Annotated in this window: 27 protein-coding genes and 1 pseudogene; 12 read left to right on the forward strand and 16 right to left on the reverse strand. The window is 64.0% G+C overall.

Translation table 11 applies throughout. The features are described from left to right. From LV28_RS37440 to LV28_RS37480, 9 genes are all read left to right on the forward strand, one after another. Window positions 1-372 carry an SMR family transporter gene (locus LV28_RS37440; RefSeq protein ID WP_023596297.1) on the forward strand — a complete coding sequence of 124 codons (372 nt, stop codon included), beginning with the start codon at window positions 1-3 and terminating at the stop codon, window positions 370-372. A gap of 87 nt (window positions 373-459) precedes the next feature. Then, window positions 460-1,626, forward strand: coding sequence for a DegT/DnrJ/EryC1/StrS family aminotransferase (locus tag LV28_RS37445; RefSeq protein WP_023874122.1), 1,167 nt, complete (start codon window positions 460-462; stop codon window positions 1,624-1,626). Beyond that, on the forward strand, window positions 1,623-2,654 hold the full coding sequence (locus LV28_RS37450; protein WP_025249275.1) for a glycosyltransferase: 1,032 nt from the start codon (window positions 1,623-1,625) through the stop codon (window positions 2,652-2,654). Before LV28_RS37445 ends, LV28_RS37450 begins: the two co-directional genes overlap by 4 nt. Next, window positions 2,651-3,574, forward strand: coding sequence for a formyltransferase (locus LV28_RS37455; protein ID WP_023596300.1), 924 nt, complete (start codon window positions 2,651-2,653; stop codon window positions 3,572-3,574). The genes LV28_RS37450 and LV28_RS37455 overlap by 4 nt, the downstream gene beginning before the upstream one ends. Before the next feature lie 7 nt (window positions 3,575-3,581). Continuing rightward, window positions 3,582-4,631, forward strand: coding sequence for a bifunctional UDP-4-keto-pentose/UDP-xylose synthase (locus LV28_RS37460; protein WP_023596301.1), 1,050 nt, complete (start codon window positions 3,582-3,584; stop codon window positions 4,629-4,631). Between the two features lie 226 nt (window positions 4,632-4,857). Beyond that, entirely contained in the window at window positions 4,858-5,766 is a 909-nt protein-coding gene (locus tag LV28_RS37465) for a polysaccharide deacetylase family protein (RefSeq protein ID WP_023596302.1), read from the forward strand. Between the two features lie 53 nt (window positions 5,767-5,819). Next, window positions 5,820-6,281: a peroxiredoxin gene (locus LV28_RS37470; protein WP_023874116.1), complete on the forward strand. Its 462-nt coding sequence runs from the start codon at window positions 5,820-5,822 to the stop codon at window positions 6,279-6,281. Between the two features lie 284 nt (window positions 6,282-6,565). Next, on the forward strand, window positions 6,566-8,320 hold the full coding sequence (locus tag LV28_RS37475) for a PhoH family protein (protein ID WP_023596304.1): 1,755 nt from the start codon (window positions 6,566-6,568) through the stop codon (window positions 8,318-8,320). A gap of 286 nt (window positions 8,321-8,606) precedes the next feature. Further along, entirely contained in the window at window positions 8,607-9,407 is an 801-nt protein-coding gene (locus LV28_RS37480) for a C40 family peptidase (protein WP_023596305.1), read from the forward strand. Window position 9,408: 1 nt separating this feature from the next. Here the strand turns inward: LV28_RS37480 and LV28_RS37485 are convergent, their stop codons facing one another. From LV28_RS37485 to LV28_RS37525, 9 genes are all read right to left on the reverse strand, one after another. Then, entirely contained in the window at window positions 9,409-9,672 is a 264-nt protein-coding gene (locus LV28_RS37485; protein ID WP_023596306.1) for a cupin domain-containing protein, read from the reverse strand. 355 nt (window positions 9,673-10,027) lie between these two features. Further along, a complete protein-coding gene (locus tag LV28_RS37490; RefSeq protein ID WP_023596308.1) occupies window positions 10,028-11,038 on the reverse strand; it encodes an inorganic phosphate transporter in 1,011 nt (336 codons plus the stop codon). A gap of 13 nt (window positions 11,039-11,051) precedes the next feature. Then, on the reverse strand, window positions 11,052-11,678 hold the full coding sequence (locus tag LV28_RS37495; protein WP_023596309.1) for a DUF47 domain-containing protein: 627 nt from the start codon (window positions 11,676-11,678) through the stop codon (window positions 11,052-11,054). A gap of 114 nt (window positions 11,679-11,792) precedes the next feature. Next, complete coding sequence (locus LV28_RS37500; RefSeq protein ID WP_023874113.1) at window positions 11,793-13,160, reverse strand: replicative DNA helicase; 1,368 nt, start codon at window positions 13,158-13,160, stop codon at window positions 11,793-11,795. A gap of 305 nt (window positions 13,161-13,465) precedes the next feature. Continuing rightward, entirely contained in the window at window positions 13,466-13,918 is a 453-nt protein-coding gene (gene rplI, locus LV28_RS37505; protein ID WP_023596311.1) for a 50S ribosomal protein L9, read from the reverse strand. 27 nt (window positions 13,919-13,945) lie between these two features. Continuing rightward, entirely contained in the window at window positions 13,946-14,227 is a 282-nt protein-coding gene (rpsR, locus tag LV28_RS37510; RefSeq protein ID WP_010803800.1) for a 30S ribosomal protein S18, read from the reverse strand. 2 nt (window positions 14,228-14,229) lie between these two features. Further along, the gene (gene priB, locus LV28_RS37515; RefSeq protein ID WP_023596313.1) at window positions 14,230-14,532 is read right to left on the reverse strand and encodes a primosomal replication protein N; all 303 of its coding nucleotides are present in this window, start codon (window positions 14,530-14,532) and stop codon (window positions 14,230-14,232) included. Between the two features lie 46 nt (window positions 14,533-14,578). Beyond that, the gene (gene rpsF, locus LV28_RS37520; RefSeq protein WP_023596314.1) at window positions 14,579-14,956 is read right to left on the reverse strand and encodes a 30S ribosomal protein S6; all 378 of its coding nucleotides are present in this window, start codon (window positions 14,954-14,956) and stop codon (window positions 14,579-14,581) included. A gap of 241 nt (window positions 14,957-15,197) precedes the next feature. After that, window positions 15,198-16,109, reverse strand: a complete 912-nt coding sequence (locus LV28_RS37525; RefSeq protein ID WP_023596315.1) for a LysR family transcriptional regulator — start codon at window positions 16,107-16,109, stop codon at window positions 15,198-15,200. Between the two features lie 121 nt (window positions 16,110-16,230). Between LV28_RS37525 and gcl the strand changes: the two genes are divergently transcribed. The 3 genes from gcl (at window position 16,231) to glxR (ending at window position 20,128) form a co-directional block, all read left to right on the forward strand. Continuing rightward, a complete protein-coding gene (gcl, locus tag LV28_RS37530) occupies window positions 16,231-17,997 on the forward strand; it encodes a glyoxylate carboligase (protein WP_023596316.1) in 1,767 nt (588 codons plus the stop codon). A gap of 157 nt (window positions 17,998-18,154) precedes the next feature. Beyond that, window positions 18,155-18,946, forward strand: a complete 792-nt coding sequence (gene hyi, locus LV28_RS37535) for a hydroxypyruvate isomerase (protein ID WP_038617290.1) — start codon at window positions 18,155-18,157, stop codon at window positions 18,944-18,946. Between the two features lie 192 nt (window positions 18,947-19,138). After that, complete coding sequence (glxR, locus tag LV28_RS37540; protein WP_369798657.1) at window positions 19,139-20,128, forward strand: 2-hydroxy-3-oxopropionate reductase; 990 nt, start codon at window positions 19,139-19,141, stop codon at window positions 20,126-20,128. 216 nt (window positions 20,129-20,344) lie between these two features. On the opposite strand, the gene LV28_RS37545 is transcribed toward glxR, so the two are convergent. The 7 genes and pseudogenes from LV28_RS37545 to LV28_RS37570 form a co-directional block, all read right to left on the reverse strand. Then, window positions 20,345-21,385 carry an asparaginase gene (locus LV28_RS37545; RefSeq protein WP_048806323.1) on the reverse strand — a complete coding sequence of 347 codons (1,041 nt, stop codon included), beginning with the start codon at window positions 21,383-21,385 and terminating at the stop codon, window positions 20,345-20,347. Window positions 21,386-21,537: 152 nt separating this feature from the next. Further along, the gene (locus tag LV28_RS37550; RefSeq protein WP_023596320.1) at window positions 21,538-22,476 is read right to left on the reverse strand and encodes a CysB family HTH-type transcriptional regulator; all 939 of its coding nucleotides are present in this window, start codon (window positions 22,474-22,476) and stop codon (window positions 21,538-21,540) included. 120 nt (window positions 22,477-22,596) lie between these two features. Continuing rightward, window positions 22,597-22,887 (reverse strand): TOBE-like domain-containing protein, encoded by a 291-nt coding sequence (locus tag LV28_RS49580; RefSeq protein ID WP_371328145.1) that lies wholly within the window; start codon window positions 22,885-22,887, stop codon window positions 22,597-22,599. Between the two features lie 50 nt (window positions 22,888-22,937). Then, window positions 22,938-23,672 (reverse strand): annotated as a pseudogene (locus LV28_RS37555) (sulfate/molybdate ABC transporter ATP-binding protein); the annotation flags it as partial. A gap of 38 nt (window positions 23,673-23,710) precedes the next feature. Further along, complete coding sequence (gene cysW, locus LV28_RS37560; RefSeq protein WP_048806322.1) at window positions 23,711-24,640, reverse strand: sulfate ABC transporter permease subunit CysW; 930 nt, start codon at window positions 24,638-24,640, stop codon at window positions 23,711-23,713. After that, the gene (gene cysT / locus LV28_RS37565) at window positions 24,637-25,500 is read right to left on the reverse strand and encodes a sulfate ABC transporter permease subunit CysT (protein WP_038617287.1); all 864 of its coding nucleotides are present in this window, start codon (window positions 25,498-25,500) and stop codon (window positions 24,637-24,639) included. The genes cysW and cysT overlap by 4 nt, the downstream gene beginning before the upstream one ends. Window positions 25,501-25,527: 27 nt before the next feature. Continuing rightward, window positions 25,528-26,559 carry a sulfate ABC transporter substrate-binding protein gene (locus LV28_RS37570; protein ID WP_048806321.1) on the reverse strand — a complete coding sequence of 344 codons (1,032 nt, stop codon included), beginning with the start codon at window positions 26,557-26,559 and terminating at the stop codon, window positions 25,528-25,530. Window positions 26,560-26,632: the final 73 nt, after the last annotated feature.

A 26,632-nucleotide genomic window follows, 5' to 3' on the forward strand; every position in this document is an offset into this window, starting at 1 on the left:
ATGAATCTCGCTACGTTTTCACTTATTCTCACGGGCGTGCTGCTCAATGCATGCGCTCAGTTGCTGCTCAAGGCCGGCGCGAACGCCATCGGCGCCATGGAATTCACCCGCGCGAACATCGTGCCGATCGGCATCAAGCTCGCAACGCAGGTGCCGATCATGGGCGGCCTCGTCTGCTATGCGATCAGTGTGGTCGTCTGGATTCTGGCACTCTCGCGCGTCGAGGTCTCGATCGCCTATCCGATGCTCTCGCTCGGGTACGTCGTCAACGCGATCGCCGCGTGGTACCTGTTTGGCGAGACGCTGTCGATGCAGCGGCTCGTGGCCATCGGCATCATTCTGGTCGGTGTTTATATTCTGGCCCGCAGCTGACGCTGCGCGCCTTCGTGGGTTCGACGCCATCGCCTGCCCCCGGGCGCACGCGTTGCTCCACGCTTACCTGAGGCTTCGTCTTACATCATGAGCGACTCGGCAACCCCTCAATCGAATCAACCGTTCCTGCCGTTCACGCGGCCGAGCATCGACGACGCCACCATCGCCGGCGTGACCGAGGTGCTGCGCTCGGGCTGGATCACCTCGGGCCCGCAGGTGCAGGCCTTCGAGAAGGCGCTGTCCGAATATTTCGGCAACCGCCCCGTGCGCGTCTTCAATTCGGGCACCGCAACGCTTGAAATCGGGCTGCGCATCGCGGGCGTCAAGGGTGGCGACGAAGTCATCACCACGCCGCTGTCGTGGGTTGCCACGTCCAACGTCATTCTCGAAGTGGGCGCCACGCCCGTGTTCGTCGACGTGGACCCCGTCACGCGCAATCTGGATCTCGATCTGCTCGAAAAGGCAATCACGCCCCGCACGCGCGCGATCATCCCCGTCTATCTGGCGGGACTGCCCCTCGACATGGATCGTCTGTACGACATCGCGCGCCGGCACGGGCTGCGCGTGATCGAGGACGCCGCGCAGGCCATGGGCTCGACGTGGCGCGGCGAGCGCATTGGCGCCATCGGCGACCTGGTGTCGTTCAGCTTTCACGCCAACAAGAACCTGACCTCGATCGAGGGCGGCGCACTCGTGTTCAACAATGAAGACGAAGCGCGTCTGGCGGAAAAGTACCGCCTGCAGGGTGTGACCCGTACGGGCTTCGACGGCATGGACGTGGACGTGCTTGGCGGAAAATACAACCTGACGGACGTTGCCGCACGCGTGGGACTTGGCCAGATGCCGCATCTGGCGCAGTTCAACCGCCGCCGCACGGCGCTGGCACAGTGCTATTTCGACACGCTCGCGGGCGGACCGGCCGTGGCGCTCGGGCTCGGCCTGCCGCCGGCCGACTTCACGAATTCGAACTGGCACATGTTCCAGATCGAACTGCCGCTCGACAAGCTCACGATCGACCGCGCCGGCTTCATGGAAAAGCTCAAATCACGCGGCATCGGCAGCGGCGTTCACTACCCGGCCATCCACCTGTTTACAATGTACCGGGCGCTTGGCTTCCATGAGGGGCAGTTCCCGAACGCGGAACGTCTCGGCCGCGCGATTCTCACGCTGCCGCTTTTCCCCGCCATGACGAATGCCGACGTCGCTCGCGTCTGCGAAGCCGTTAACGCCATTTGCGCTGATCATCAAAAATGAATTGTCCACAACTCTCCGTCGTCATCCCGGTTTATAACGAAGAGGCCGGCCTCGCCGCGCTCTTCGCCCGGCTGTACCCGGCCCTCGACCAGTTGGGTGTGACTTACGAAGTGGTGTTCGTCAACGACGGCAGCCGCGACCGCTCGGCCGCGCTGCTTGCCGAACAATATCGCGCGCGTCCCGACGTCACGCGCGTGGTGCTGTTCAACGGCAACTACGGCCAGCACATGGCCATCCTGGCCGGCTTCGAACATACCCGCGGCGAATGGGTCGTCACGCTCGACGCCGACCTGCAGAACCCGCCCGAGGAAATCGGCAAACTCGTCGCGCAACTGGCGGCCGGTCACGACTACGTCGGCACCGTGCGCATGAATCGTCAGGACACCTGGTTCCGCCGCAATGCCTCGCGCGCCATGAACCGTCTTCGCGAGCGCATCACCCGCATTCGCATGACCGACCAGGGTTGCATGCTGCGCGGCTACAGCCGCCACATCGTCGACACGGTCAATCAGTGTCGCGAAATCAACACGTTCATTCCGGCGCTGGCGTACACCTTCGCGCAGAACCCCACCGAAGTGGACGTCGCCCACGAGGAGCGCTTTGCGGGCGAGTCGAAGTACTCGCTCTACAGTCTGATCCGCCTGAATTTCGACCTCGTCACCGGCTTCTCGGTCGTACCGCTGCAATGGCTGTCGGGCGTGGGCATCACGTTGTCGGTGGCCTCGGGCCTGCTGTTCGTCGTGCTCATCGCGCGACGCTTCATTTTCGGCTCCGAAGTCCAGGGCGTGTTCACGCTGTTCGCCGTCACGTTCTGCTTGCTGGGTGTGATTCTGTTCGGCATGGGCCTGCTCGGCGAGTACATCGGTCGCATCTACCAGCAAGTCCGCCAGCGCCCGCGCTATCTGGTGCAGGCCGTGCTCGAAGCCCCGCCGGCCGGTCGTGCGGGCAGCGGCGCGAACACGGCCGAGCCGGGCGTCGCCCAGGCGCAGGCCGCCAGTGCCGCCGAGCTGGGATCGCAAACGTCATGAGCGCTCAGACCCCCAACACCGCCCGCGCCGTCGTCTTCGCCTATCACAACGTTGGTGTTCGCTGTCTGCAAGTGCTGCTCGCACGCGGCGTCGATGTCGCGCTTGTGGTCACGCATCAGGACAATCCGAACGAGAACATCTGGTTCGGCAGCGTTGCCGGCGTCGCCGCCGAGCACGGCATCCCGGTCGTCACCCCCGACGACCCCGCCGATCCCGCGCTCGCCGCGCGCATCCGCGAGGCTGCACCGGATTACATCTTTTCCTTCTACTACCGCCACATGATCCCGGTGACGGTGCTGGAGATCGCCCCGCGCGGCGCCTTCAACATGCACGGCTCGCTGCTGCCGAAGTACCGGGGACGCGTGCCGGTGAACTGGGCGGTTTTGCGCGGCGAAACGGAAACCGGCGCCACGTTGCACGAAATGGCCGCAAAACCCGATGCCGGCGCGATTATCGACCAGACGGCCGTGCCCATCCTGCCAGACGATACGGCGGGCATGGTGTTCGAGAAGGTCACCGTGGCCGCCGAGCAAACCCTCTGGCGCTGCCTGCCGGGCCTGATGGCGGGCACGGCGCCGCGTCACGTCAACGAGCTCGCCTCGGGCAGCTACTTTGGCGGACGCAAGCCGGAGGACGGCCGGATCGACTGGTCGCAACCCGCGCAGCATGTCTACAACCTGGTTCGCGCCGTCGCCCCGCCCTATCCGGGAGCATTCACCGATCTGGCAGGCCGCCGCTGGGTGGTCGCACAGGCCCGTCTGTCACGCGCGCCGGCACCGGCCGGTTTGCCCTGCGGACTGCAAGTAGTGGATAATGCGCTCCTCGGCATTTGCGGCGACGGAAATGCCATCGCCATTCATGAACTAACGCTGGACGGCAAGCCTGTCACGCCGGAACAGTTTTCCCAGCTCAATCACTGACCGCAATATGAAAAAAGTCCTGATTCTCGGTGTCAACGGGTTCATCGGCCACCATCTGTCGAAGCGCATCCTGGAGACGACCGACTGGGAAGTTTATGGCATGGACATGCTCACCGATCGCCTCGGCGATCTGGTCAACCACGAGCGCATGCACTTCTTCGAAGGCGACATCACGATCAACAAGGAGTGGGTCGAGTATCACATCCGCAAGTGCGACGTGATCCTGCCGCTCGTCGCCATCGCCACGCCGGCCACGTATGTAAAGGCGCCGCTGCGCGTGTTCGAACTCGACTTCGAGGCGAACCTGCCGATCGTGCGCTCGGCCGTGAAGTACGGCAAGCACCTGGTGTTCCCGTCGACCTCCGAGGTCTACGGCATGTGCACCGACAGCGAATTCGATCCGGAAAACTCGCCGCTGATCTACGGCCCCATCAACAAGCCGCGCTGGATCTACGCCTGCTCCAAGCAACTCATGGACCGCGTGATCTGGGGCTATGGCATGCAGGAAGGCCTGAACTTCTCGCTGTTCCGCCCGTTCAACTGGATCGGCGCCGGCCTGGACTCGATCTACACGCCGAAGGAAGGTTCGTCGCGCGTGGTCACGCAGTTCCTCGGTCACATCGCCCGCGGCGAGAACATCAGTCTGGTCGACGGTGGCCATCAGAAGCGCGCCTTTACCGACATCGACGACGGTATCGACGCCCTGGTGCGCATCATCGACAACAAGGACAACGTTGCCAGCGGCAAGATCTACAACATCGGCAACCCGAAGAACAACTTCTCGGTGCGCGAGCTGGCCAACATGATGCTCAAACTCGCGGCCGAATTCCCGGAATACGCCGAGACCGCCAAGAAGGTGCAGCTCGTCGAAACGTCGTCGGGCGCCTACTACGGTAACGGCTACCAGGACGTGCAGAACCGCGTGCCGAAGATCGACAACACGATGCAGGAACTTGGCTGGGCGCCGACCACGTCGATGGACGACGCGCTGCGCAAGATTTTCGAAGCGTATCGCGGTCACGTTGCCGAAGCTCGCCGTCTGGTCGAGGGCGAATAACGCGATATTGCGCGCCATTCCGCCTCATTCCGCGCTATCTCACGATATTCGCGAATGACCGCGGCAACGGTCCGGCCCGCCACTCAGGTGTTGCAGGCCGCGACGGTGGCACACGCACTGCACGCCCGGTGCGCCCTTGGCGCATCGGGCGTTTTTCCATCGGCAATGGAATTCGACATTCCCGGCATCGCGTCGCATGCCTGCGATGCCCCACACAAGGGCGGCTATGGCCAAGATTGTCCTGAAGATCGACGTCGACACGCTGCGCGGCACGCGTGAAGGCGTGCCCAACCTGCTCGCCGCGCTGGCGGAGCACCATGCGCAGGCGACGTTCCTGTTCAGCCTCGGACCGGATCACACCGGGTGGGCGCTCAAGCGCGTCTTTCGCCCCGGTTTCCTGAAGAAAGTCTCGCGTACGTCCGTCGTCGAACACTATGGATTCAAGACGCTGATGTACGGCACGCTCCTGCCCGGCCCGGACATCGGCCGCCGTGCGGCGGATGTGATGCGCACGGTGCAAGGCGCCGGCCACGAGACCGGCATCCACACGTGGGACCACACCTATTGGCAGGACAACGTGCGCACCCGAGACGCCGCCTGGACCCAGCGACAAATGTCGCAGGCATACGCGCGCTTCATGCAGATCTTTGGCACGCCGCCACTTACGCATGGTGCCGCGGGCTGGCAGATGAACAACGATGCCTTTCGCCAGATCGATGCATGGGGCATGAAGTATGCGTCGGATGGTCGTGGACGTGCGCCGCACTATCCCATCGTCGACGGCGTGCGTCTGAATCACGTGCAAATGCCGACGACGCTGCCCACCGTCGACGAGCTGCTGGGCGTCGACGGCCGTGACATCAACGGTGTGGCCGAGCATCTGCTTGCCCTGACTCGCGATCCGGCGCAAGATCACGTGTTCACGTTGCATGCGGAGCTCGAAGGCCAGAAGCTGGCCCCGCTGTTCCGTCAGGTGCTGGCCGGATGGCGTCGCCAGGGGCACGATCTGGTGACCATGGGCCAGTATTACGAGACGCTCGACCTCGCCGCGCTGCCCGCGCATCCGGTCGTCTGGGGTGAAATCCCGGGCCGCTCCGGCGATCTGATTCTCGAAGGCCGGGCGGCGAGCGCCTGAGCCCCGATCCACTTCCCCGTTCCGGCCTCGCAAGGCCACCCAAGGAGACCATAGTGACGGTAGCCATCGACACCCTCGTGCCCGATTTCACCGCACCGGCCACCGGCGGCGATTTTTCGCTCAACGCGCATCGCGGCCAGAAAGTCGTGATCTATTTCTACCCGAAGGACAACACGCCCGGCTGCACCACGGAGGGCATGAACTTCCGTGACATGTACGACCAGTTTCAGGCAGCGGGTGCGCAGATCGTCGGCGTGTCGCGAGACAGCCTGCGCTCGCACGAGAACTTCCAGAAGAAGCTCGGGCTGCCCTTCCCGCTGATTTCGGACGCGGATGAAGCGGTGTGCCAGTTGTTCGGTGTCATCAAGTTGAAAAAACTGTATGGCAAGGAACACATGGGCATCGAGCGCAGCACATTCCTGATCGACGAGAAAGGGGTATTGCGCCAGGAATGGCGTGGCGTGCGCGTGCCCGATCACGTCGCGGAAGTCCTGGCCGCCGTCCAGGCGCTCTGATCGGTCGCGTCCGGCGACGGCGTTGTCCCGTGCCTGTTGCAACCAGGCCGGTGGCGCCCGCCGGCAAGGGCATTCAACGCTATACAAGCACGGCGAGAGACGATATAGTCAGCCGTAATGATCAAGCGCATTGAACGAGACTATTGCAGGCGTCGCCAAGGCGGCGCCTTCAGCCAAGCCGCCTCTCCGGTGCGTCCGGGCAGGCGGCTTTTTTGTTGCCGGGACGTGTTGCACCGCCGTCTGTCCCGGCCGAGTTGTGTTGTGTTTTCTTGAACGGGAAATCTATGCCATTGCCATCGGCGCCGACCAAACCGGGCTCGCTGCTTGCCCCGGAACAATTCCCCACTCGCCTCAAACCTTCGCGCACGGAGGCCAAGAAACCGATCCCCTCGTCTGAACAACATGCACTGGGCGAGACGTCCGGTGCAGCGGGTACCGCCGGATCCCCCGGCACGGCCGAACTGAAGGTTGTCCCCAAGACACCCCCAGCGACGCAGACTGCACCACAACCGTCGCCCGTCGCACGCTCGCCCCAGTCGCCGCCGTCGACAGACTCTGCCGGCGCGTCCACCTCGCTCAAGGCGGTGAAGCCGTCGGTGGCGGGCCCGGGCTCGAAGCGCGCACGCAACAAGGATATGGAACCGGCCAAGCTCTTCGTGCTCGACACGAACGTGCTCATGCACGATCCGAGCAGCCTGTTCCGCTTCGAAGAGCACGACGTCTATCTTCCGATGATGACGTTGGAAGAGCTCGACAATCACAAGAAGGGTATGTCGGAAGTGGCGCGCAATGCGCGTCAGGTGAGCCGCACGCTCGACGGGCTGGTCGCGGAAAGCGGCACGAAGTCGATGTCCGAAGGCATTCCGCTTTCGCGCCTCGGCAACAAGGACGCCACCGGACGCCTGTACTTCCAGACCGACCTGCCCGAGGTACCGCCGCTCGAAGGACTGCCGCAGGGCAAAGCCGACAACCAGATTCTGGGCGTCGTGCGTGCCTTGCAGGACAAGTTCCACGATCGACAGGTCGTGCTGGTGTCGAAAGACATCAACATGCGCGTCAAGGCGCACGCGCTCGGCCTGCCCGCGGAAGATTACTTCAACGACAAGGTGCTCGAAGACAGCGATCTGCTGTACTCGGGCGTGATGGCCCTGCCGCCGGATTTCTGGACCAAGCACGGCAAGGGCATGGAAAGCTGGCAGGACAACCGGACCGGCACCACCTTCTACCGCATTACCGGCCCGCTGTGCGCCAATTTCCTCATCAACCAGTTCGTCTACCTGGAGACGAACAACGGCGAGGCGCCCTTCTACGCGCAAGTCAGGGAAATCAACGGCAAGACAGCGCTGCTCCAAACGCTGCGCGACTACGGACACCACAAGAACAACGTGTGGGGTATCACGGCGCGCAATCGCGAACAGAACTTCGCGCTGAACCTGCTGATGAATCCCGAGGTCGACTTCATCACGCTGCTCGGCCAGGCAGGCACGGGCAAGACACTGCTCGCCCTGGCCGCCGGGCTGGCGCAGACACTCGACGAGAAACGCTACAACGAGATCATCATCACGCGCGCCACCGTGCCTGTCGGTGAAGACATCGGTTTCCTGCCGGGTACCGAGGAAGAGAAGATGCAACCGTGGATGGGCGCGTTCGACGACAACCTCGAAGTGCTGCAGAAGACCGACGACTCCGCCGGTGAATGGGGTCGCGCGGCCACGCAGGAGCTGATTCGCTCGCGACTCAAGGTCAAGAGCATGAACTTCATGCGCGGTCGCACGTTCGTGAACAAGTTCGTCATCATCGACGAGGCGCAGAACCTCACGCCAAAGCAGATGAAGACGCTCGTCACGCGCGCCGGCCCCGGCACCAAGCTGATCTGCCTGGGCAACATCGCGCAGATCGATACGCCGTACCTCACCGAAGGCAGCTCGGGGCTCACCTACGTGGTGGACCGCTTCAAGGGCTGGGGACACAGCGGACATGTCACGCTCGCTCGCGGCGAACGCTCTCGCCTGGCCGATTACGCCGCCGAGATTCTCTGACGACGTTACGCGGTAAGCGAGCTGCCATGCTCGAGACGACGGCGCCTTCGGGCGCCGTTTTTTTGCATCCTGTCAGCACCGCCGCCTCCCCGGCGGCATCCCGTCAGCAGGGCGCGTGGACGACGAAATCGCCCCGGAAGTGGTGAATTTGTGACATCGATGCCACAGAATGTCCATGATTCGGCACTTATGCGATGCATTCGCGCAGCAAGCATCGTAAACTCGGCGCATGCGAAACCAGCGCTCACTCAGCCCATCTCGCTTTGCGGCTCGCCACGCAACGTCGTTGGCGACGCTGCCCGGTGCGTCCTGGCGAAGTGTCGCCGTGCTGGCGCTCACGCTGCTGGTTGCGGCTTGTTCGTCCGGTCCTGCGATCAGATCGGGCAGCAGTGCCAACTATGGCAACCGCACGATGGGCCCCGAGCACAGCGCCGGCCAGGAGGAGATCACGCTCGAAGCGATGAGTCTCGTCGGCATTCCCTATCGCTACGGCGGCAACACCCCCGATTCCGGATTCGATTGCAGCGGTCTCGTGCGTTATGTGGTGGCGCGCGCCGCCGGCGTCAATCTGCCGCGCACCACGGCTGACATGAGCGGTGTCGGCACGGTGCTCGATCGCGACGAGCTCGCCTCCGGCGATCTTATCTTTTTCAATACGACCGGACGCGCGCACTCGCACGTCGGCATTTACGTCGGTCAGGGAAAATTCGTGCACGCACCGAACACAGGCGGGACAGTGCGTCTGGAGAGTCTCTACATCCCGTATTGGGCGAGACGGATCGACGGTGTGCGCCGCGTTGCAGCCAACAAGGCGCCCGCGGGGAATACAACCTATGTGAACCGGACGCCGTCGCCCGCGCCTGTCGAGACGCAAAAGCCGAACGCGCCCGCCAGCATCGCTGCCTACACCGCCGGCACCCCCGTATCGCCGACGACTGCCGCACCGGCAAACCGGCCGCTCACGGCCTCGACATCCTCGCCGATGGATACCCCGCAGGTGTCGCCGCCGAGCAGCACAGCCAATCTCTCGACGCCGCCGTCGCAGGACGACGACCCCATCGCCCGATTCGCCAACAGTTCGATGTAGTTCACCTGCGGCCGACGAGGTACATCACCCCTGTCGGTCCGTAGCGCTCGGCGTGCGGTTCGTTGGCGCGCAAGTGAAAGACGTCGCCCTCGCGGTAGACACGCTCGTGCGCGCCGACACGAATCGCTATCTCGCCCGACAGAATCAGCGCCTTTGCCTCGAAGGGATGCACGTGCACATCCAGATCGCCGGCGTCGCGCGTTACCGTCACCCGTTGCGTGAAGCCCTCGCGGTCCAGTTCTCGTTCGAATACGTCCCGTTGCATCACTGCCTCCTTGCGGCGCAGGCGAGTGGGTCAGCGCAGATGTGCGAGCAAGGTTGCCGCACCACCCATGTTGATCGCTACGCCCATGAGCATGCTCAGTGGGCGGTTGCGCAGCGAGCGGTGGATCAATGCAGCCATGGTAGCCTCCTCGAGAAATATAAAAAACTATGGATAGATAATATTCAATCGCAATAAACTATTGAAATTGATTATCCCGATCGAGGCGATACGCGGTCTCAATGCCGGCATGGCGCGTTGCGCGACAGACCGACGCAAAAAAAGCGGCCGAAGCCGCTTTTCTCGCCGTCTGGCGGGGCGCTCCGCGATCGCCGCGGCGCGCATCCCCGCTCAGGGATTACAGGATCTGCTTGCCGACCCACCAGGCGATAGCGGCGATGAACGCCGAGGCAGGAATCGTCAGGACCCAGGCCCAAACGATGTTGCCGGCCACGCCCCAGCGAACAGCGGAGAGCTTGCGCGTGGCGCCCACGCCGACGATGGCGCCGGTGATCGTGTGCGTGGTCGAGACCGGCACACCGAGCCACGACGCGAAGAACAGCGTGAAAGCGCCGCCCGTTTCCGCGCAGAAGCCCCCCACCGGCTTGAGCTTGGTAATCTTCTGGCCCATCGTTCGCACGATGCGCCAGCCACCGAACATCGTCCCCAGACCGATGGCGAGGTAGCAGCCGACGATCACCCACAGCGGAGGCTCGGCCGCTTCCTGCGGCCACAAGCCCGCCGCGATCAGCAACATCCAGATAATGCCGATGGTCTTCTGGGCGTCGTTACCGCCGTGCCCCAGGCTGTACATGCCGGCCGAGACCAATTGCAGGCGACGGAACCACCGGTCCACGCGCGCGGGCGGCGTTCGGAAGAACAGCCACGACACCAGCAGCATGAAGAACGAACCGAGCACGAAGCCGAGCAGCGGCGAAAGAAAGATGAAGGCCACGGTCTGGAGCAGACCGCTCGCCACGAGCGATCCCGTGCCGGCCTTGGCCACCGCGGCGCCGACCAGACCACCGATCAGCGCGTGCGACGAACTCGACGGGATGCCGTAGTACCACGTGATGATGTTCCAGGCGATGGCCCCGACGAGCGCGCCGAAGATCACGTAGTGATCGACGATCTCGGGATGCACCGTGCCCTTGCCCACCGTCGCCGCCACCTTCAGGTGGAAGATGAACAGCGCGATGATGTTGAACATGGCGGCGAAGGCCACCGCCTGATGCGGCTTGAGCACGCCCGTCGACACCACCGTGGCGATGGAGTTGGCGGCATCGTGAAAGCCATTCATGAAATCGAACAGGAGCGCGAGTGCGATCAGTAGTCCGACCAGCCAGAGGCTGATGTGCAGCGTTGCCATCGACAGTCTCCGCTCAGGCGTTTTCCAGCACAATGCCTTCGATGATGTTGGCAACGTCTTCGCACTTGTCGGTCACCGACTCGAGCAGTTCCGACACGGCCTTCTGCTTGATGAGCTCCTTCACGTCGGACTCTTCGCGGAACAGCTTCGACAGCGACGCACGTAGCAGCCGGTCGGCCTCGGATTCCAGGCCGTCGATTTCCTCGCACAGCTTGAGAATCTCGCTCGCGCGATCCATGTCGCTGAGCAGCGCCACGGTGCTTTGCACACGCTCGCAGCATTTCACGCAGATTTCGCCCAGCGTACGCGCCTCGGCGGGCACGCTCTTGACGTCGTACATCCACACGGCCGTCGCCACGTCTTCCATCAGATCCAGGATGTCGTCCATGGTGCTGATCAGCTTGTGGATCTCATCGCGGTCGAAAGGCGTGATGAACGTCTTGTGCATCAGATCGATGGTCTCGTGCGTGATGCGATCCGCTTTCTTCTCGCTGTTCTGCACGGCAACGGTGCGTGCCTCCGCATTGGGCAGGTCGTTGAGCATGGCGGACAGCTCGCGGCTGCCGGCAACCATGCACTCGGCGTGCTGGTTGAACAGGTCAAAGAACTTGCCCTCGGTGGGCATGAAGCGACCGAACATTATTGGAAAACTCCGGGTATTGATTGGGGACGGGTCGACACAAAAACGTCACATTCTACCTCGTCGCGGGCGCGCTTCACCGCACGCCCTTTCACACGAGGGGAAATCGGGGCGTCAGTACTGCGGTCCCGCCAGATTGTCGAACTTGGTATAGGCACCGATGAACGCCAGACGCACGTGCCCGATCGGACCGTTACGCTGCTTCGCGATGATGATCTCGGCAGTGCCCTTGTCAGGCGTGTCAGGGTTGTACACTTCGTCGCGATAGATGAACAGGATGATGTCGGCATCCTGTTCGATGGCGCCCGATTCACGCAAATCCGACATGACCGGACGCTTGTTCGGGCGTTGTTCGAGGCTTCGGTTGAGCTGCGAGAGCGCAATCACCGGCACGTTCAGCTCTTTGGCGAGCCCCTTGAGCGAGCGCGAGATTTCGGAGATCTCGGTCGCCCGGTTTTCGCCGCCGCCCGAGCCGCTCATGAGCTGCAGGTAATCGATGATGATCAGCCCGAGCTTGCCGCACTGACGCGCCAGTCGACGCGCCCGCGCCCGCAATTCCATCGGGTTCAACGCCGGCGTTTCATCGACGAACAGTTGCGTCTCGTTCATCTTCTGCATCGCGTGCGTGAGCTTGGGCCAGTCCTCGTCGACCAGCTTGCCGGTGCGCAACCGATGCTGGTCGAGGCGCCCGACCGAACCCAACATACGCATGGCGAGCTGCGTGCCCGGCATTTCCATCGAAAACACCGCGACAGGCAACCCCTCCTCCACGGCGATGTGCTCGCCGATGTTCATCGAGAAGGTGGTCTTGCCCATCGACGGACGACCGGCCACGATGATCAGGTCGCCGCCATTGAAACCCGACGTCATGCGATCCAGATCGACGAAGCCCGTCGGAATGCCCGTGATGTCGCTGCCGCCCTCGCGGTGATACAACTCGTCGATGCGCTCGACCACCTGGGTGAGCAGCGGTTGCAGCTCGAGAAACCCACTCGTGCTTCGCGAGCCCTCTTCCGCGATGGCAAAGACTTTCGCCTCGGCCTCGTCGAGCATCTGACGCACTTCCTTGCCCTGAGGGTTGAAGGCGTCGGACGCGATCTCGTCGGCCACCGTCACGAGCTTGCGCAGCACGGCCCGGTCGCGCACGATCTCCGCATAGCGACGGATGTTCGCGGCGCTCGGCGTGTTCTGCGCGAGGGCGTTCAGGTAGGCGAGACCGCCCACCTCTTCGCCCTTGCCGGCGGAACTGAGCGATTCGAAGACGGTAATGACGTCGGCGGGACGGTCGCTCGCAATCAGACGACCGATGTGCTGGTAGATGATCCGGTGATCGTAGCGATAGAAGTCGGATTCGGCCACGAAGTCGCCGATACGATCCCATGCGCTGTTATCGAGCAGCAACCCGCCGAGCACGGATTGCTCCGCCTCGATGGAGTGCGGCGGCACCTTGAGCGAATCGAGCTGGGGATCGGGCGCGTTCATGCCGGGCATTATACCGTTCCCGCGATCCCGGTCCGACCCGGCGAAATCCCGCTTGCGCGACGACTTTTCCGAGCGGGGTTTGTTCAGCAGTTTCCCTGGAGGCAGCATAAGACGGAGCTATCGAGCGGTGACAAACGTGCAAGGGGAAGGCGCGGCCGGGAGTCGATCGGCAGAGACAACAGCGCATGACCGGCAACCGGGCGTTCCGGCAGCCTACACGACAGAACGGACAGACATAAAAAAACGGAAGCCGGCGGGACCGACTTCCGTCTTTTGTTCGCGTCGGAAGCTGACGCGGGTACGACTTAGGCGTGCTCGCCGAGCACCGACACGTTCACGTCGACGAGGACGTCCGTGTGCAATGCCACCTGGACCGGGAAATCGCCCACGGTCTTGAGCGGGCCGTTCGGCAGACGCACTTGCATCTTCTCGACCTTGAAACCTTGGGTGCCCAGGGCTTCTGCGATGTCGAAGTTGGTGACCGAGCCGAACAGACGACCGTCAACGCCGGCCTTCTGCGAGATTTGCACGGTCAGGCCAGCCAGCTTCTCGCCTTCGGCTTGTGCGGCGGCCAGCTTCTCGGCGGCGGCCTTTTCCAGTTCGGCGCGGCGAACTTCGAATTCGGCGATCGCGTCCTTGGTGGCGCGGCGAGCCATCTTGCTCGGGATCAGGAAGTTACGTGCGAAACCGTCCTTGACCTTCACGATGTCGCCCAGGTTACCCAGGTTGACGACCTTTTCCAGCAGAATCACTTGCATTATCTATTCTCCTTCGTCGACTGGCGATTAAGCACCGTGCAGGTCGGTGTACGGCAGCAGCGCCAGGAAACGCGCGCGCTTGATGGCCGTATCGAGCTGGCGCTGGTAGTGCGCCTTGGTACCCGTCAGGCGAGCCGGGGTGATCTTGCCGTTGTCGCCGATGAAGTCCTTCAGCGTTTCGACATCCTTGTAATCGATCTGCTCGACACCGGCGACGGTGAAGCGGCAGAACTTCTTGCGCTTGAACAGCGGGTTTTGCTGTTGGCGGCGGCGATCAAACTTCTTGTTTTTACCGTTAGGACGCGGCATGTTCAACAATCCTTTTCAAATGCTTGCAATGCAGTGATGTGAAACACCAGGGTGCGGCTATTGCGATGCTTCTTGGCGAGGAACCCTGCCCACTGAGCCGGTTTCTCGAGTCCCAACGCCATGACGTTGGCGCTGATGGGACCGATCGCAACTGCCGGTATCGAGAATTCCACCTGACGGGCCACGCCCGCCTCTTCGGTGGTTCCCGCATGGGCCAATGTCACATCGATCACGGGGAGCCCGGCCGGGGTATGGCGCAGCGTGCCGATTTCGACGATGCTGGCCTCGAGCCGTAAGCGATTCACGCGGTCGACGGTTCCGTTGGCGCCCTGATGCGTTCCGGTGCGCTAATTACGAAGCGGCGGCTTCGGTAGCGGGCGTCGCGGCAGCCTTCTTGGCTTCTTCGCGGGCCACTTCCTTCATCATCGGCGACGGTGCCGTCTCGGCCTTCTTCATGCGGACCACGAGGTGGCGCAGAACGGCGTCGTTGAACTTGAATGCGTGTTCCAGCTCGTCCAGGGTTTCCTGGTCGCACTCGATGTTCATGCACACGTAGTGAGCCTTCGCCAGCTTCTCGATCATGTAGGCCAGTTGACGACGGCCCCAGTCTTCGACGCGGTGAATCGCGCCCTGACGGCCTTCGACCGTGCTGCGGTAGCGTTCGATCATCGCAGGCACCTGCTCGCTTTGATCGGGGTGAACGATAAATACGATTTCATAATGACGCATATGAGCTCCTTATGGACAAAGCCGCCTGGGCGTCAGAACCAGTGCAGCAAGGTTGCAGAACCCGCGATTCTAGCGGATTTCATGTCGATCATCAACTCCCGCCCTATCGGTACCATCCGGCCGCCCCCTGGCGGCAGCCCCGAGGGGCCCGCCGTCGCGCCGTCCGGCGGCCCTGTCGCCACTGTCAGCCCCGCCCTCGAACCGCCCGGGTCGCGGGGCCGACCGGGTTGCGGTCGCCGCCTCAGACGTTTTCCAGCCAGTAGTTCGGACGTGCGTAGATCTGACGCAACTGGTCAATGAAGAGCCGCACCCGGGCCGGTTGGAATCGCTGCTGGGGATAGACCGCGAGAATGTCGTAGTCGGGCAGCGCATATTCGTCGAGCACCGTTTCGAGCTCGCCGGAGAGCAGCTCGCGCTGGATTTCCCAGGTCGAGCGCCAGCCGAGGCCCAGGCCCTCCAGCGCCCAGCGGTGCAGCAACTCCCCGTCGTTGCAGTCCAGGCTGCCCGCCACGCGAATCGTCACCAGCTTGCCCTGGCGCTTGAAGTACCAGCCTCGCTGCTGTCCCCCCTGAAGGTTGAATGCGAGGCAATTGTGCTTCGACAGGTCTTCGAGCGTCTTCGGGCGGCCGTGCCGTGCGAAATACGCCGGAGTGCCGCAAACCACGCGCCGGTTCTGGGCGAGCTTGACCGCCACGAAGTTCGGGTCGACCGATCCGCCGATGCGGATGCCCATGTCGTAGCCCTCGCGCACGATGTCGACCACGCGATCGGTCAGGTTGAACGAGATCTGGACCTCGGGATGCTGGCGCAAAAACGCCGGCGCGTGCGGCGCCACGTGTTTGCGCCCGAAGGCCGCCGGCGCCGAGACGATCAGGTGTCCCGAGACCGCGTGGCGCCCCGCGCTGATTTCGTTCTCGGCCATCTCCCAGTCGCCCAGCAACTGCTTGCAGCGCTCCAGGAACGCGCCCCCCTCTTCCGAGAGCGCGAGCCGCCGCGTCGAGCGATACATGAGCTTGATCCCGAGGCGCTTCTCGAGCGCATCGATGCGCCGCCCGAGAATCACCGGCGAGACGCCCTCCTTCAGTGCGGCGGCGGCCAGACTGCCGGCCTCGGCCACCTGCACAAAGGTTTCGATCTGTTTGTAGCGATCCATCACGTCTCCATTCGATACTTTTTGTTCTTAAAAAAACGATCTTTTGTGATCTTATCAAACAAATCGTACCGGCTTAAAGTGACCTCCAAGCTCAATACTCATTACCCATTGGAGGAGTCACATGGCCAAGATGACCGCCGTAGAGGCCGCCGTCCGCGTGCTGGAGAAGGAAGGCATCACCACCGCGTTCGGTGTGCCCGGTGCTGCCATCAACCCGTTCTATTCGGCGCTGCGCAAGGCAGGCAGCGTGGAGCACGTGCTCGCGCGCCACGTCGAGGGCGCATCGCACATGGCCGAAGGCTACACTCGCGCCGAGGCGGGCAACATCGGCGTGTGCATCGGCACCTCGGGCCCGGCGGGCACCGACATGATCACGGGCCTGTATTCGGCGTGGGCCGACTCGATCCCCATCCTGTGCATCACGGGTCAGGCGCCGCGCGCCCGTCTGTACAAGGAAGACTTCCAGGCCGTCGACATCGAGTCGATCGCCAAGCCGGTCACCAAGTGGGCCGTGACGGTGCGCGAACCGGCCCTCGTGCCGCGCGTGTTCCAGCAAGCGTTCCACCTGATGCGCTCGGGCCGTCCGGGTCCGGTGCTCATCGATCTGCCGTTCGACGTGCAGGTCGCCGAGATCGATTTCGATCCAGAGACGTATGAGCCGCTGCCGGTGTACAAGCCCGCGGCCACGCGCGCGCAGATCGAGAAGGCGATCCAGATGCTGGTCGCCTCCGAGCGTCCGCTGATCGTCTCGGGCGGGGGCGTGATCAATGCCGACGCGGCCGACCTGCTCGTCGAGTTCGCCGAAACCGTCAATGTGCCGGTCGTGCCCACGCTCATGGGCTGGGGCACCATCGCCGACGATCACCCGCTCATGGCGGGCATGGTCGGCCTGCAGACGTCGCACCGCTTCGGCAACGCCACGATGCTCGCGTCCGACTTCGTGATGGGCATCGGCAACCGTTGGGCCAACCGCCACACGGGCAGCGTCGACGTCTTCACCAAGGGCCGCAAGTTCGTCCACGTCGATATCGAGCCGACGCAAATCGGCCGCGTGTTCGGCCCGGATTACGGCATCGTCTCCGACGCCAAGGCCGCGCTCAAGCTGTTCGTCGAGGTGGCACGCGAGCTCAAGGCGGCCGGTCGCCTGCCGGATCGCTCGCAGTGGGTGGCGGACTGCCAGAAGCGCAAGCGCACCATGCTGCGACGCACCGACTTCGACCAGGTGCCGATCAAGCCGCAGCGCGTGTATCAGGAAATGAACGCCTTCTTCGGCCGCGACGTGCGCTACGTCTCGACCATCGGCCTGTCGCAGATCGCGGCCGCCCAGTTCCTGCACGTGAACAAGCCGCGCCACTGGATCAACTGCGGCCAGGCGGGCCCGCTCGGCTGGACCGTGCCGGCCGCCATCGGCGCAAAGGTCGCGTCGCCGTCGTCGGACGTCGTGGCAATCTCGGGCGACTACGACTTCCAGTTCATGATCGAGGAACTGGCGGTGGCCGCGCAGTTCAAGGTGCCCTACATCCACGTGGTGGTGAACAACTCGTATCTGGGCCTGATCCGTCAGGCGCAGCGCAACTTCGACATGGACTACTGCGTGCAGCTCGCGTTCGAGAACGTGAACTCGCCGGAAGTGAACGGTTATGGCGTCGATCACGTGAAGGTGGCCGAAGGCCTCGGCGTGAAGGCGATCCGCGTGTTCCAGCCGAACGACATCCAGCCCGCGTTCGAACAGGCCCGCAAGCTGATGGCCGAGTTCTCGGTGCCGGTCATCGTGGAAGTGATTCTCGAGCGCGTGACGAACATCGCCATGGGCACGGAAATCAACAACGTCAATGAATTCGAGGAAATCATCGACGTCGTGGAGGAAGACAACACGGTCACGGCGTAAGCCGCGCACGTGAAAGGAATTGCGGGGCGCGCGCGTCCCCTCCGCTTTCGGCTAGACCCCGTGAACGGCCCAGGCGCGCGCTCCGCAACCCGGCATCACCCTTGCATCGAAATCGTCGAAACCACCCCCTGAAAAGAGAAAGAGAGGAGTCAGCGCAATGCCGAAATTTGCCGCCAACCTGACCATGCTGTTCAACGAGGTGCCGTTCCTCGACCGCTTCAAGGCGGCCGCCGCAGCGGGCTTTCGCGGCGTGGAGTTCCTGTTCCCGTACGCATTCCATCGCGACCAGATCGCCGACAAGCTCAACCAGTACCAGCTCGACCTCGTGCTGCACAACCTGCCTGCGGGCAACTGGGACGCCGGCGAGCGCGGCATCGCCATCTTCCCCGAGCGCGTTGCCGAATTCCGCGACGGCGTGGGCGAAGCGATCACCTACGCCAAGGCGCTCGGCGTGAAGCAGCTGAACTGCCTCGTGGGCAAGCAAGGTGCCGATCTGTCGACGCAAACCGCACAGGAAACGCTCGTGGGCAATCTGCGCTTCGCGGCCGACGCCCTGAAGGCCGAGGGCATTCGCTTGCTGGTCGAGCCGATCAACACGTTCGACATCCCGGGCTTCTTCGTGAACCGCACGAAGCAGGCGCTGGAAATTTTCGATGCCGTCGGCTCGGACAACCTGTTCCTGCAGTACGACATCTATCACATGCAGCGCATGGAAGGCGAACTCGCCAAGACCATCGAAACGAACCTGGCGCGCATCGCCCACGTGCAACTGGCCGACAACCCGGGACGCAACGAGCCGGGCACGGGCGAAATCAACTACGCGTACCTGTTCGCATTCCTCGACCGCATTGGCTACAACGGCTGGATCGGCTGCGAGTACAAGCCCGCCACGACGACCACCGAAGGCCTCGGCTGGTTCAAGGCAGCGGGCCTTCGCGAAGCGGCGTGATCGACCAGGGCATGGTCGCGCCGCACGTCGGATAGACCGCGGCGCGACATTGCCGGCAATCCCCCCATAGCCGCGCGTCGCCTCCCCCGGCGGCGTGCAGACGAACGACGGAGCGCCCACCCCATCCGGCGAGGGCGCTCCGGCTGACCGGGTTTCGACGAGGAAGGGCCCCGCCGGCCGCATGCAGGGGGCATGCGGCCGGAGTCCGGGGCGCGCACGCGCATCACGACGCGCGCGACGGCCTCACCCGTTCCGGCATCAGCGACAACACTTCAAACTTTGGCAACAAGGAGTCTCGAAATGGCACAACTCGGTTTCATTGGTCTGGGCATCATGGGCGCGCCGATGGCAAAGCATCTGCAAAACGCCGGTCACAAGCTGTTCCTGTACGAGCGCCGCACGCCCCCGCAAGACCTGATCGACGGCCAGGCAACGGTTTGCACGTCGGCCAAGGAAGTCGCCAAGCGCGCCGACATCGTGTTCGTGATGGTGCCGGATACCCCTGACGTGGGCGCCGTGCTGTTCGGTCAGGACGGTCTGGCCGAAGGCCTGTCGGCCGGCAAGATCGTGGTCGACATGAGCTCGATCTCGCCGATCGAAACGAAGGAATATGCCAAGAAGATCAAGGCACTTGGCTGCGAATACCTCGACGCTCCGGTCTCGGGCGGCGAAGTGGGCGCGAAGGCCGCGACGCTGTCGATCATGGTCGGCGGCTCGCAAGCCGCGTTCGACGACGTGAAGCCGTTCTTCGAACTGATGGGCAAGAACATCACCCTCGTGGGCGAGAACGGTGCGGGCCAGACCTGCAAGGTCGCCAACCAGATCGTCGTCGCCCTGACGATCGAAGCCGTGGGCGAGGCCCTGCTGTTCGCCTCGAAGGCCGGCGCCGATCCCGCCAAGGTGCGCGCCGCGCTCATGGGCGGCTTTGCGTCGTCGCGCATTCTCGAAGTGCACGGCGAGCGCATGGTCAAGCGCAACTTCGAACCGGGCTTCCGCATCGCGCTGCACCAGAAGGATCTGAACCTGGCGCTGCAAACGGCGAAGACCCTGGGCGTGTCGCTGCCGAACACGGCCACTGCGCAGGAACTGTTCAACGCATGCGCCGCCAATGGTGGCGCTGCGTGGGATCACTCGGGCATGGTGCGCGCGCTGGAAATGCTCGCCAACCATACCGTCGCGTAACCGGGGGCGTTAGCGAGAAGACGAAGGAAGCGGCTGTCAGAGCCGTGTGCAGGACGTCTGAAGACATACCGGAGTGGACTGGCAGCGGTGCCGACCGGCACCCTGCCAAGCATCACGGCGCAGGTCGGCGAACGCCCGACGGCGCCGTATTTTTTTGTGCGCGACGTACGAGACGCACCGCCCCGCGCCGGCGGATGCGGCGGCGCCGCTGGCGACTCAGTACTCGTCGAACACGCTCTGCATGCGCTCGCTGGGCACGCCCGCCTGCAACGCCAGCATGAGCAGCACCCGCGCCTTGAAAGGGTGCAGATTCCCGGCGCTCACGAAACCGTACTGATCGTCCGGCGCCGCGCCGTTGCGCATGACGTGCCCGCTGCCCACTCTCGCCGAGCGCACCACGGTCACGCCGCGCTGCACGGCCTCGGCCAGCGCCTGCTGCAACAGCGCATGCAGCGAACCGTTGCCCGTGCCCGCCACCACGATGCCCTGCACGCCGGCCTCAACGAGGGCATCCACGGCAATGCGCGAGACGCCGGCGTAGCTCGACACCACCTCCACCGCCGGCAACTCGCCCGAGAGACCCACGAACTCGCTCTCCACGGTGTGGTACTGCAACGGGGCGCGCTGAAAGGCCACGCGTTCGTCCTGAACCCAGCCCAGCACGCCGATCTCCGGCGATTGGAACGCATCGACCTTGTAGGTGCTGGTCTTGATGACGTCGCGCGCGCAGTGGATCTGATTGTTGATGGCGACCATCACGCCGCGTCCGGCGGAAATCGGATCGGTCGCCACGCGCACGGCGTTGAGCAGATTGAGCGGGCCATCCGCCGAGAGTGCCGTGGCGGGCCGCATGGCCGCCGTGAGCACCACGGGCTTGCGGCTGTTGACCGTCAGATGCAGGTAATACGCGGTTTCCTCGAGCGTGTCGGTCCCGTGCGTGATGACCGCGCCTGCGACGTCCGGCTGCGAGAGCAACGCGTTCACGCGGGCGGCAAGCTTCTGCCAGAGCGCCACGCTCATGTCCTTGCTGTCGATCTGCGCGACCTGTTCCGCATGGATGTGCGCCACACTGCCCAACGCCGGCACTGCCGCGAGCAGGTCCTGAACACCGAGCGCCCCGGCCTGATACCCGGCCGTGCGCGTGGCATCGGGCGCGCTGCCCGCGATCGTGCCGCCGGTGGCGAGCACGGCCACGCGTGGCAGGTCGCCCGACGACACGGTGTAATGAGGAATGGGGTTGAATGAGGTCAGGGTCATGCCAGCGATTGTATCCAATACTGCGGCGCTTCCCAATCGCTGAAAATATCGATCCCCCGGCCGCGCCGGATCGATATTGCACCGTGGCGAGGTGCGACCGCGCCGGTACCCGCCCTCCCCCCGGCACGAGCCACTGACGCGTCACGCCCCCATCAGGCGGCGAATTCCAGCGCTTCGCGCAGCTGCGTCGAAATTTCCCGCTCCTTGAGCGCGGGTGCGAGCATCTCGATGAACCGGTAGGCGTAGGACCGCAGAAACGCGCCACGGCGCAGGCCAATGCGCGTGGTGCTGGGCTCGAAGGCGTTATCGAGCGCCAGCACCGACAGATCCTGGTCCTTGCGGGGATCGACGGCCATTGCCGCCACGATGCCCACCCCCAGCCCGAGTTCGACGTACGTCTTGATCACGTCCGTATCGAGCGCGGTCAGCACGATATCCGGCACCAGCCCCTGCTCGGCAAACGCCTTGTCCACGTGTGAGCGCCCCGTGAAGTCGCCGTCATAGGTAATGATGGGATATTCGGCAATGTCGGCGAGCGTGACATTCTCGCGGCCAACCAGCGGATGCGCCTTCGGCACGACTGCCACGTGATGCCACGAGTAGCACGGGAACGTGACGATGTCGGGAAAGCGGTCGAGCGCCTCGGTGGTGATGCCGATGTCGGCCTCGCCGTCGATGACCATCTGCGCGATCTGCCGCGGGCTGCCCTGGCGCAGCGCGAGGTGCACCTTCGGGTACACACTCGTGAACTGCTTGATGACCTGCGGCAGCGCGTAACGCGCCTGCGTGTGCGTGGTTGCGACGACCAGGTGACCGCTGTCCTGATCGGCGAATTGCCGCGCCACCCGGCGCAGATTCTCCGCGTCGAGCAGCATGCGCTCGATCACCTGCAGCACCGCCTTGCCCGGCTCCGTCAGCCCCGTGAGGCGCTTGCCCCGTCGCACGAACACGTCGACCCCGAGTTCATCCTCCAGGTCCTTGATCTGCTTGCTCACCCCCGACTGCGAGGTGTAAAGCGCGCTTGCCGCTTCCGTCAGGTTGAGGTTCTGGCGCACCGCTTCACGCACGTAACGCAATTGCTGAAAATTCATGATGTCACTCCGCCCTGTGGCTTTCCTGTCCCGTTGCCGGGCAACGCCCGGCGCACGACGTATCCTGTCTTGTTCGCGATGCGTCGCGGAGTCGCTTCCGCTTGTTCCGCTTGTCACGCTTCATGGCTGTGCGCAGAACACCCGTAGTTGACGCGGCACGGCCCTGAGCGCCGCGCCGTCGTGCGCGCCAAGCGCCTGCCAGCCGGCCCGCGTCAGCTCGGCCTCCCAAACGACGTTGCCGGGCGCGGCAAGCTCGACGCGCACAGTGCCTCCGAGCGGGATCGCGCGGCGCACCGCGACATCGATGCCCGGGCTGCGGTCGCTCGACGGCAGCAGCGCGAGGTCATGGGGGCGCACATAGGCGATCGCCCGTCCGTCGCGCGGGGTTGCAGGCAAATCCTGTACGGGCACCGTTACGCGATACGCCCCGGCGTCCGCGATGAAATCGCTCGTGCGCAGTTCGCCCGGCAGACGATTCGCCGAACCGAGAAACTCGTAGACGAAGGCACTTCGCGGCGTGTCGTAGACGTCCTGCGGCGCGCCGATCTGCTCGATCGCGCCGCGATTCATCAGCACGATGCGGTCGGCCACGTCGAGCGCTTCTTCCTGATCGTGCGTGACGAAGATCGTGGTGATGTGCAGCTCGTCATGCAGCCGGCGCAGCCAGCTGCGCAATTCCTTGCGAACCTTGGCGTCGAGCGCGCCGAACGGCTCGTCGAGCAGCAACACCTTCGGCTCGACGGCCAGCGCGCGCGCGAGTGCGATGCGCTGGCGCTGCCCCCCGAGAGTTCCGCCGGGTAGTGATCGGCCAGCCAGTCGAGTTGCACCAGGCCGAGCAACTCATGCACCTTGCGGCGAATCTGCGTGTCCGGCAGCCGCTCGCGGCGTGACTTCACACGCAGCCCGAACGCCACGTTCTCGAACACCGTCATGTGGCGAAACAACGCGTAGTGCTGGAACACGAAACCGACTTCGCGCTCGCGGGTGCCCACTGACGCCACGTCCTCGCCGTTGAGCACCACGCGCCCCGCGTCGGCAAATTCCAGGCCCGCCACGATGCGCAGCAAGGTGGTCTTGCCGCATCCCGACGGCCCGAGCAGCGCGACCAGCTCGCCGGTGGGGAATTCGAGACTGACGTCGTCCAGCGCCGCGAATTCGCCGAAGCGCTTCGAAACATGTTGTACCTGAATGCTCATCTGTCCTGCTCCTCGATGCGATGTCCGGGTGTTGCCACTCAGGCCGACAAGGCGTCTTCGCGACGCGCCGCCTTGTCCTGCGCCAGCTTGCGCTCGGCCCACAGCTTCAATGCCAGCGTGGCCAGGGCGAGCAGCGCGAGCACCGACGCCGCCGCGAACGCGCCGACCGTGTGATAGTCGTTGTATTCGATCTCCACATGCAGCGGCAGCGTGTTCGTCTCGCCGCGAATGTGGCCGGAGACCACCGACACCGCACCGAACTCGCCCATGGCGCGCGCGTTGCAAAGGATCACGCCGTACAGCAACCCCCATTTGATCTTGGGCAGCGTCACGCGTGTGAACACCTGCCATCCGCTCGCCCCCAGCACGCGGGCGGCCTCCTCCTCCTCGCCGCCCTGCGCCTGCATCAGCGGAATCAGCTCGCGCGCAACGAACGGGAACGTGACGAACACCGTCGCCAGCACCAGTCCCGGGAGCGCGAAGACGATCTTCAGGTCGTGCGCCTCAAGGAAATCCCATAGCGGCCCCTGACGACCGAAGATCAGCAGAAACGTCATGCCGGCGATCACGGGCGAGACCGAGAACGGCAAGTCGATGAGCGTGGTCAGCACGCTCTTGCCCCTGAAGTCGAAACGCGCGATCGCCCAGGAGGCCGCCACGCCGAACACCAGGTTCAGGGGCACGGCGATCGCCGCGATCGACAGCGTCAGGCGCATGGCGCCAAGCGCATCGTCGTTCGTCAGCCCCGCCCAGTACGCCGTCGCGCCCTTGCCCAGCGCGGTCACGAAGACCGACGCGAGCGGCAACACCAGAAACAGCGCGAAGAACACGAGCGCCACCGCGATGAGCAACACCTTGACGAGGGCGGGCTCGTCGGTCGGATCGGCCTTGCGCGTGTGTGCCGACCGCGGCATGGCGCGCGATATTGCGAGGGAATCGGACATGCTCTGGACGTTCTCCGAAGTCATGCGCCGCCGACGCGGCGTCCCGAATGACGGCGTTGCAGCCACCATTGCAGGGTATTGATCAGAAGCAGCAATACGAACGAGATCGCCAGCATCACCACGGCCAGCGCGGCAGCGCCCGCATAGTCGAATTGCTCGAGCTTGGTGACGATGAGCAGCGACGTGATTTCCGAAACCATCGGGATGTTGCCCGCGATGAAAATCACCGAGCCATACTCGCCAACGGCGCGCGCGAAGGCCAGCGCGAAACCGGTCAGCAAGGCGGGCAGCACCGCCGGCAGGATCACGCGACGCAACGTTTGCCAACGCGTGGCGCCCAGGCACGCGGCCGCCTCCTCCTGTTCGCGCTCGAACGCTTCGAGCACCGGTTGGAGCGTACGCACCACGAACGGCAGCCCGATGAACGTGAGCGCCACGAAGATGCCCAGCGGCGTGAACGCGATCCTGATGCCGAGCGGCTCGAACCAGCGTCCGATCCAGCCGTTGGGGGCATAAATTGCGGCCAGTACGATACCGGCCACGGACGTCGGCAGCGCGAACGGCAGGTCGACCAATGCATCGACGAAGCGCTTGCCGGGAAAGGTGTAACGCACCAATACCCATGCCAGGACGAAGCCGAACACGGCGTTGAGCACGGCAGCCGCGAGCGAGATGCCGAACGTGAGGCGGTACGACGCCAGCACGCGCGGCGAGCTCACGGCGGCCACGAAACTCGCCGCGTCGAGCGAACTCGCCTTGACGAAGATCATCAGCAACGGCACCAGCACCACGAGGCTCAGATATGCCACGGTGTAGCCCATCGTCAGGCCGAAGCCGGGCAAGGCGCTGGGCTTTCGCCAAACCGGAAACCATGCGGTACTCATGCGAGGATCCTCAAGCGCGCGCGTCGCTCACTTCTTGGTGTAGATCTGGTCGAAGATGCCGCCGTCGGCAAAATGCTTCGCCTGCGTCTTCGTCCAGCCGCCCAGGTCGGCGTCGACGGTGTAGAGCCGCAGCTTCGGATACTGCGCCTCGTACTTCCTTGCGATTTCCGGTGAACGCGGACGATAGAAGTGTCTGGCGGCAATCTCCTGCCCCTGCGCAGAGTAGAGCCACTGCAGATACGCCTCGGCGACCTTGCGGGTACCGTGCTTGTCCACGTTCCTGTCGACCACGGCGACCGGCGGTTCGGTCAGAATCGACGACGACGGCACGACGATGTCGAACTTGTCCGGGCCAAGATCCTTCACCGAGAGCAGTGCCTCGTTCTCCCACGCGATCAGCACGTCGCCGATACCGCGCTCGACAAAGGTGGTCGTGGCGCCGCGCGCGCCCGAATCGAGCACGCCGACATTCTTGTAGAGCGCCTTGACGAAGTCCTGCGCCTTCTGCTCGTTGCCGCCCGGCTGCTTGAGGGCGTAGAGCCACGCGGCGAGGTAGTTCCAGCGCGCGCCGGCCGACGTCTTGGGGTTCGGCGTGACAACGCTGATGCCCGGCTTGACGAGATCGCCCCAATCCTTGATCTGCTTGGGATTGCCCTTGCGCACGAGCAGCACGATGGTCGACGTGTAGGGCGTGGCGTTGTCGGGCAAGCGCTTCTGCCAGTCCTTGCCCACCAGTCCGGCCTGCGCCAGTTCATCGATGTCGGCCGAAATGCCGAGCGTGACTACGTCGGCCGGTGCGCCGTCGAGCACGGTGCGGGCCTGCTTGCCCGAGCCCCCGTGCGACGCCTTGACCGTGACCGTGTCGCCGGTGGCCTGCTTGTAATGGGCTTCGAATGCCTTGTTGTAGTCCGCGTAAAGCTCGCGCGTCGGGTCATACGATACGTTGAGCAGCGAGAGACTCGCCGCATGCGCCTGCACCGTCATCGTCGCGGCAAGCGCCAGTGCGCCCATCGCGACTGCCAGCCTGTTAGCTTTCCATCCCCGTGCTGCATTGCTCATGACTTGCACTCCTTGTTTGCTTCTCGTGTGTAGGAGGCCAGTCTATGAGGGCGTCTAAATAATTAAAAATAAT

The organism is Pandoraea pnomenusa (assembly GCF_000767615.3).
Classification (GTDB): domain Bacteria; phylum Pseudomonadota; class Gammaproteobacteria; order Burkholderiales; family Burkholderiaceae; genus Pandoraea; species Pandoraea pnomenusa.

Bases quoted from the DNA above. Each gene is read 5' to 3' on its own strand.
- LV28_RS37475 (WP_023596304.1), top strand. From the start codon at position 6,566: ATGCCATTGCCATCGGCGCCGACCAAACCGGGCTCGCTGCTTGCCCCG.
- LV28_RS37570 (WP_048806321.1), bottom strand. From the start codon at position 26,559: ATGAGCAATGCAGCACGGGGATGGAAAGCTAACAGGCTGGCAGTCGCG.
- LV28_RS37440 (WP_023596297.1), top strand. From the start codon at position 1: ATGAATCTCGCTACGTTTTCACTTATTCTCACGGGCGTGCTGCTCAAT.
- hyi (WP_038617290.1), top strand. From the start codon at position 18,155: ATGCCGAAATTTGCCGCCAACCTGACCATGCTGTTCAACGAGGTGCCG.
- LV28_RS37460 (WP_023596301.1), top strand. From the start codon at position 3,582: ATGAAAAAAGTCCTGATTCTCGGTGTCAACGGGTTCATCGGCCACCAT.
- LV28_RS37495 (WP_023596309.1), bottom strand. From the start codon at position 11,678: ATGTTCGGTCGCTTCATGCCCACCGAGGGCAAGTTCTTTGACCTGTTC.
- LV28_RS37455 (WP_023596300.1), top strand. From the start codon at position 2,651: ATGAGCGCTCAGACCCCCAACACCGCCCGCGCCGTCGTCTTCGCCTAT.
- rpsR (WP_010803800.1), bottom strand. From the start codon at position 14,227: ATGCCGCGTCCTAACGGTAAAAACAAGAAGTTTGATCGCCGCCGCCAA.
- LV28_RS37450 (WP_025249275.1), top strand. From the start codon at position 1,623: ATGAATTGTCCACAACTCTCCGTCGTCATCCCGGTTTATAACGAAGAG.
- LV28_RS37500 (WP_023874113.1), bottom strand. From the start codon at position 13,160: ATGAACGCGCCCGATCCCCAGCTCGATTCGCTCAAGGTGCCGCCGCAC.
- LV28_RS37550 (WP_023596320.1), bottom strand. From the start codon at position 22,476: ATGAATTTTCAGCAATTGCGTTACGTGCGTGAAGCGGTGCGCCAGAAC.
- cysT (WP_038617287.1), bottom strand. From the start codon at position 25,500: ATGAGTACCGCATGGTTTCCGGTTTGGCGAAAGCCCAGCGCCTTGCCC.
- glxR (WP_369798657.1), top strand. From the start codon at position 19,139: ATGCGGCCGGAGTCCGGGGCGCGCACGCGCATCACGACGCGCGCGACG.
- rplI (WP_023596311.1), bottom strand. From the start codon at position 13,918: ATGCAAGTGATTCTGCTGGAAAAGGTCGTCAACCTGGGTAACCTGGGC.
- LV28_RS37465 (WP_023596302.1), top strand. From the start codon at position 4,858: ATGGCCAAGATTGTCCTGAAGATCGACGTCGACACGCTGCGCGGCACG.
- rpsF (WP_023596314.1), bottom strand. From the start codon at position 14,956: ATGCGTCATTATGAAATCGTATTTATCGTTCACCCCGATCAAAGCGAG.
- LV28_RS37490 (WP_023596308.1), bottom strand. From the start codon at position 11,038: ATGGCAACGCTGCACATCAGCCTCTGGCTGGTCGGACTACTGATCGCA.
- LV28_RS37485 (WP_023596306.1), bottom strand. From the start codon at position 9,672: ATGCAACGGGACGTATTCGAACGAGAACTGGACCGCGAGGGCTTCACG.
- gcl (WP_023596316.1), top strand. From the start codon at position 16,231: ATGGCCAAGATGACCGCCGTAGAGGCCGCCGTCCGCGTGCTGGAGAAG.
- LV28_RS37445 (WP_023874122.1), top strand. From the start codon at position 460: ATGAGCGACTCGGCAACCCCTCAATCGAATCAACCGTTCCTGCCGTTC.
- LV28_RS37545 (WP_048806323.1), bottom strand. From the start codon at position 21,385: ATGACCCTGACCTCATTCAACCCCATTCCTCATTACACCGTGTCGTCG.
- LV28_RS37525 (WP_023596315.1), bottom strand. From the start codon at position 16,109: ATGGATCGCTACAAACAGATCGAAACCTTTGTGCAGGTGGCCGAGGCC.
- cysW (WP_048806322.1), bottom strand. From the start codon at position 24,640: ATGACTTCGGAGAACGTCCAGAGCATGTCCGATTCCCTCGCAATATCG.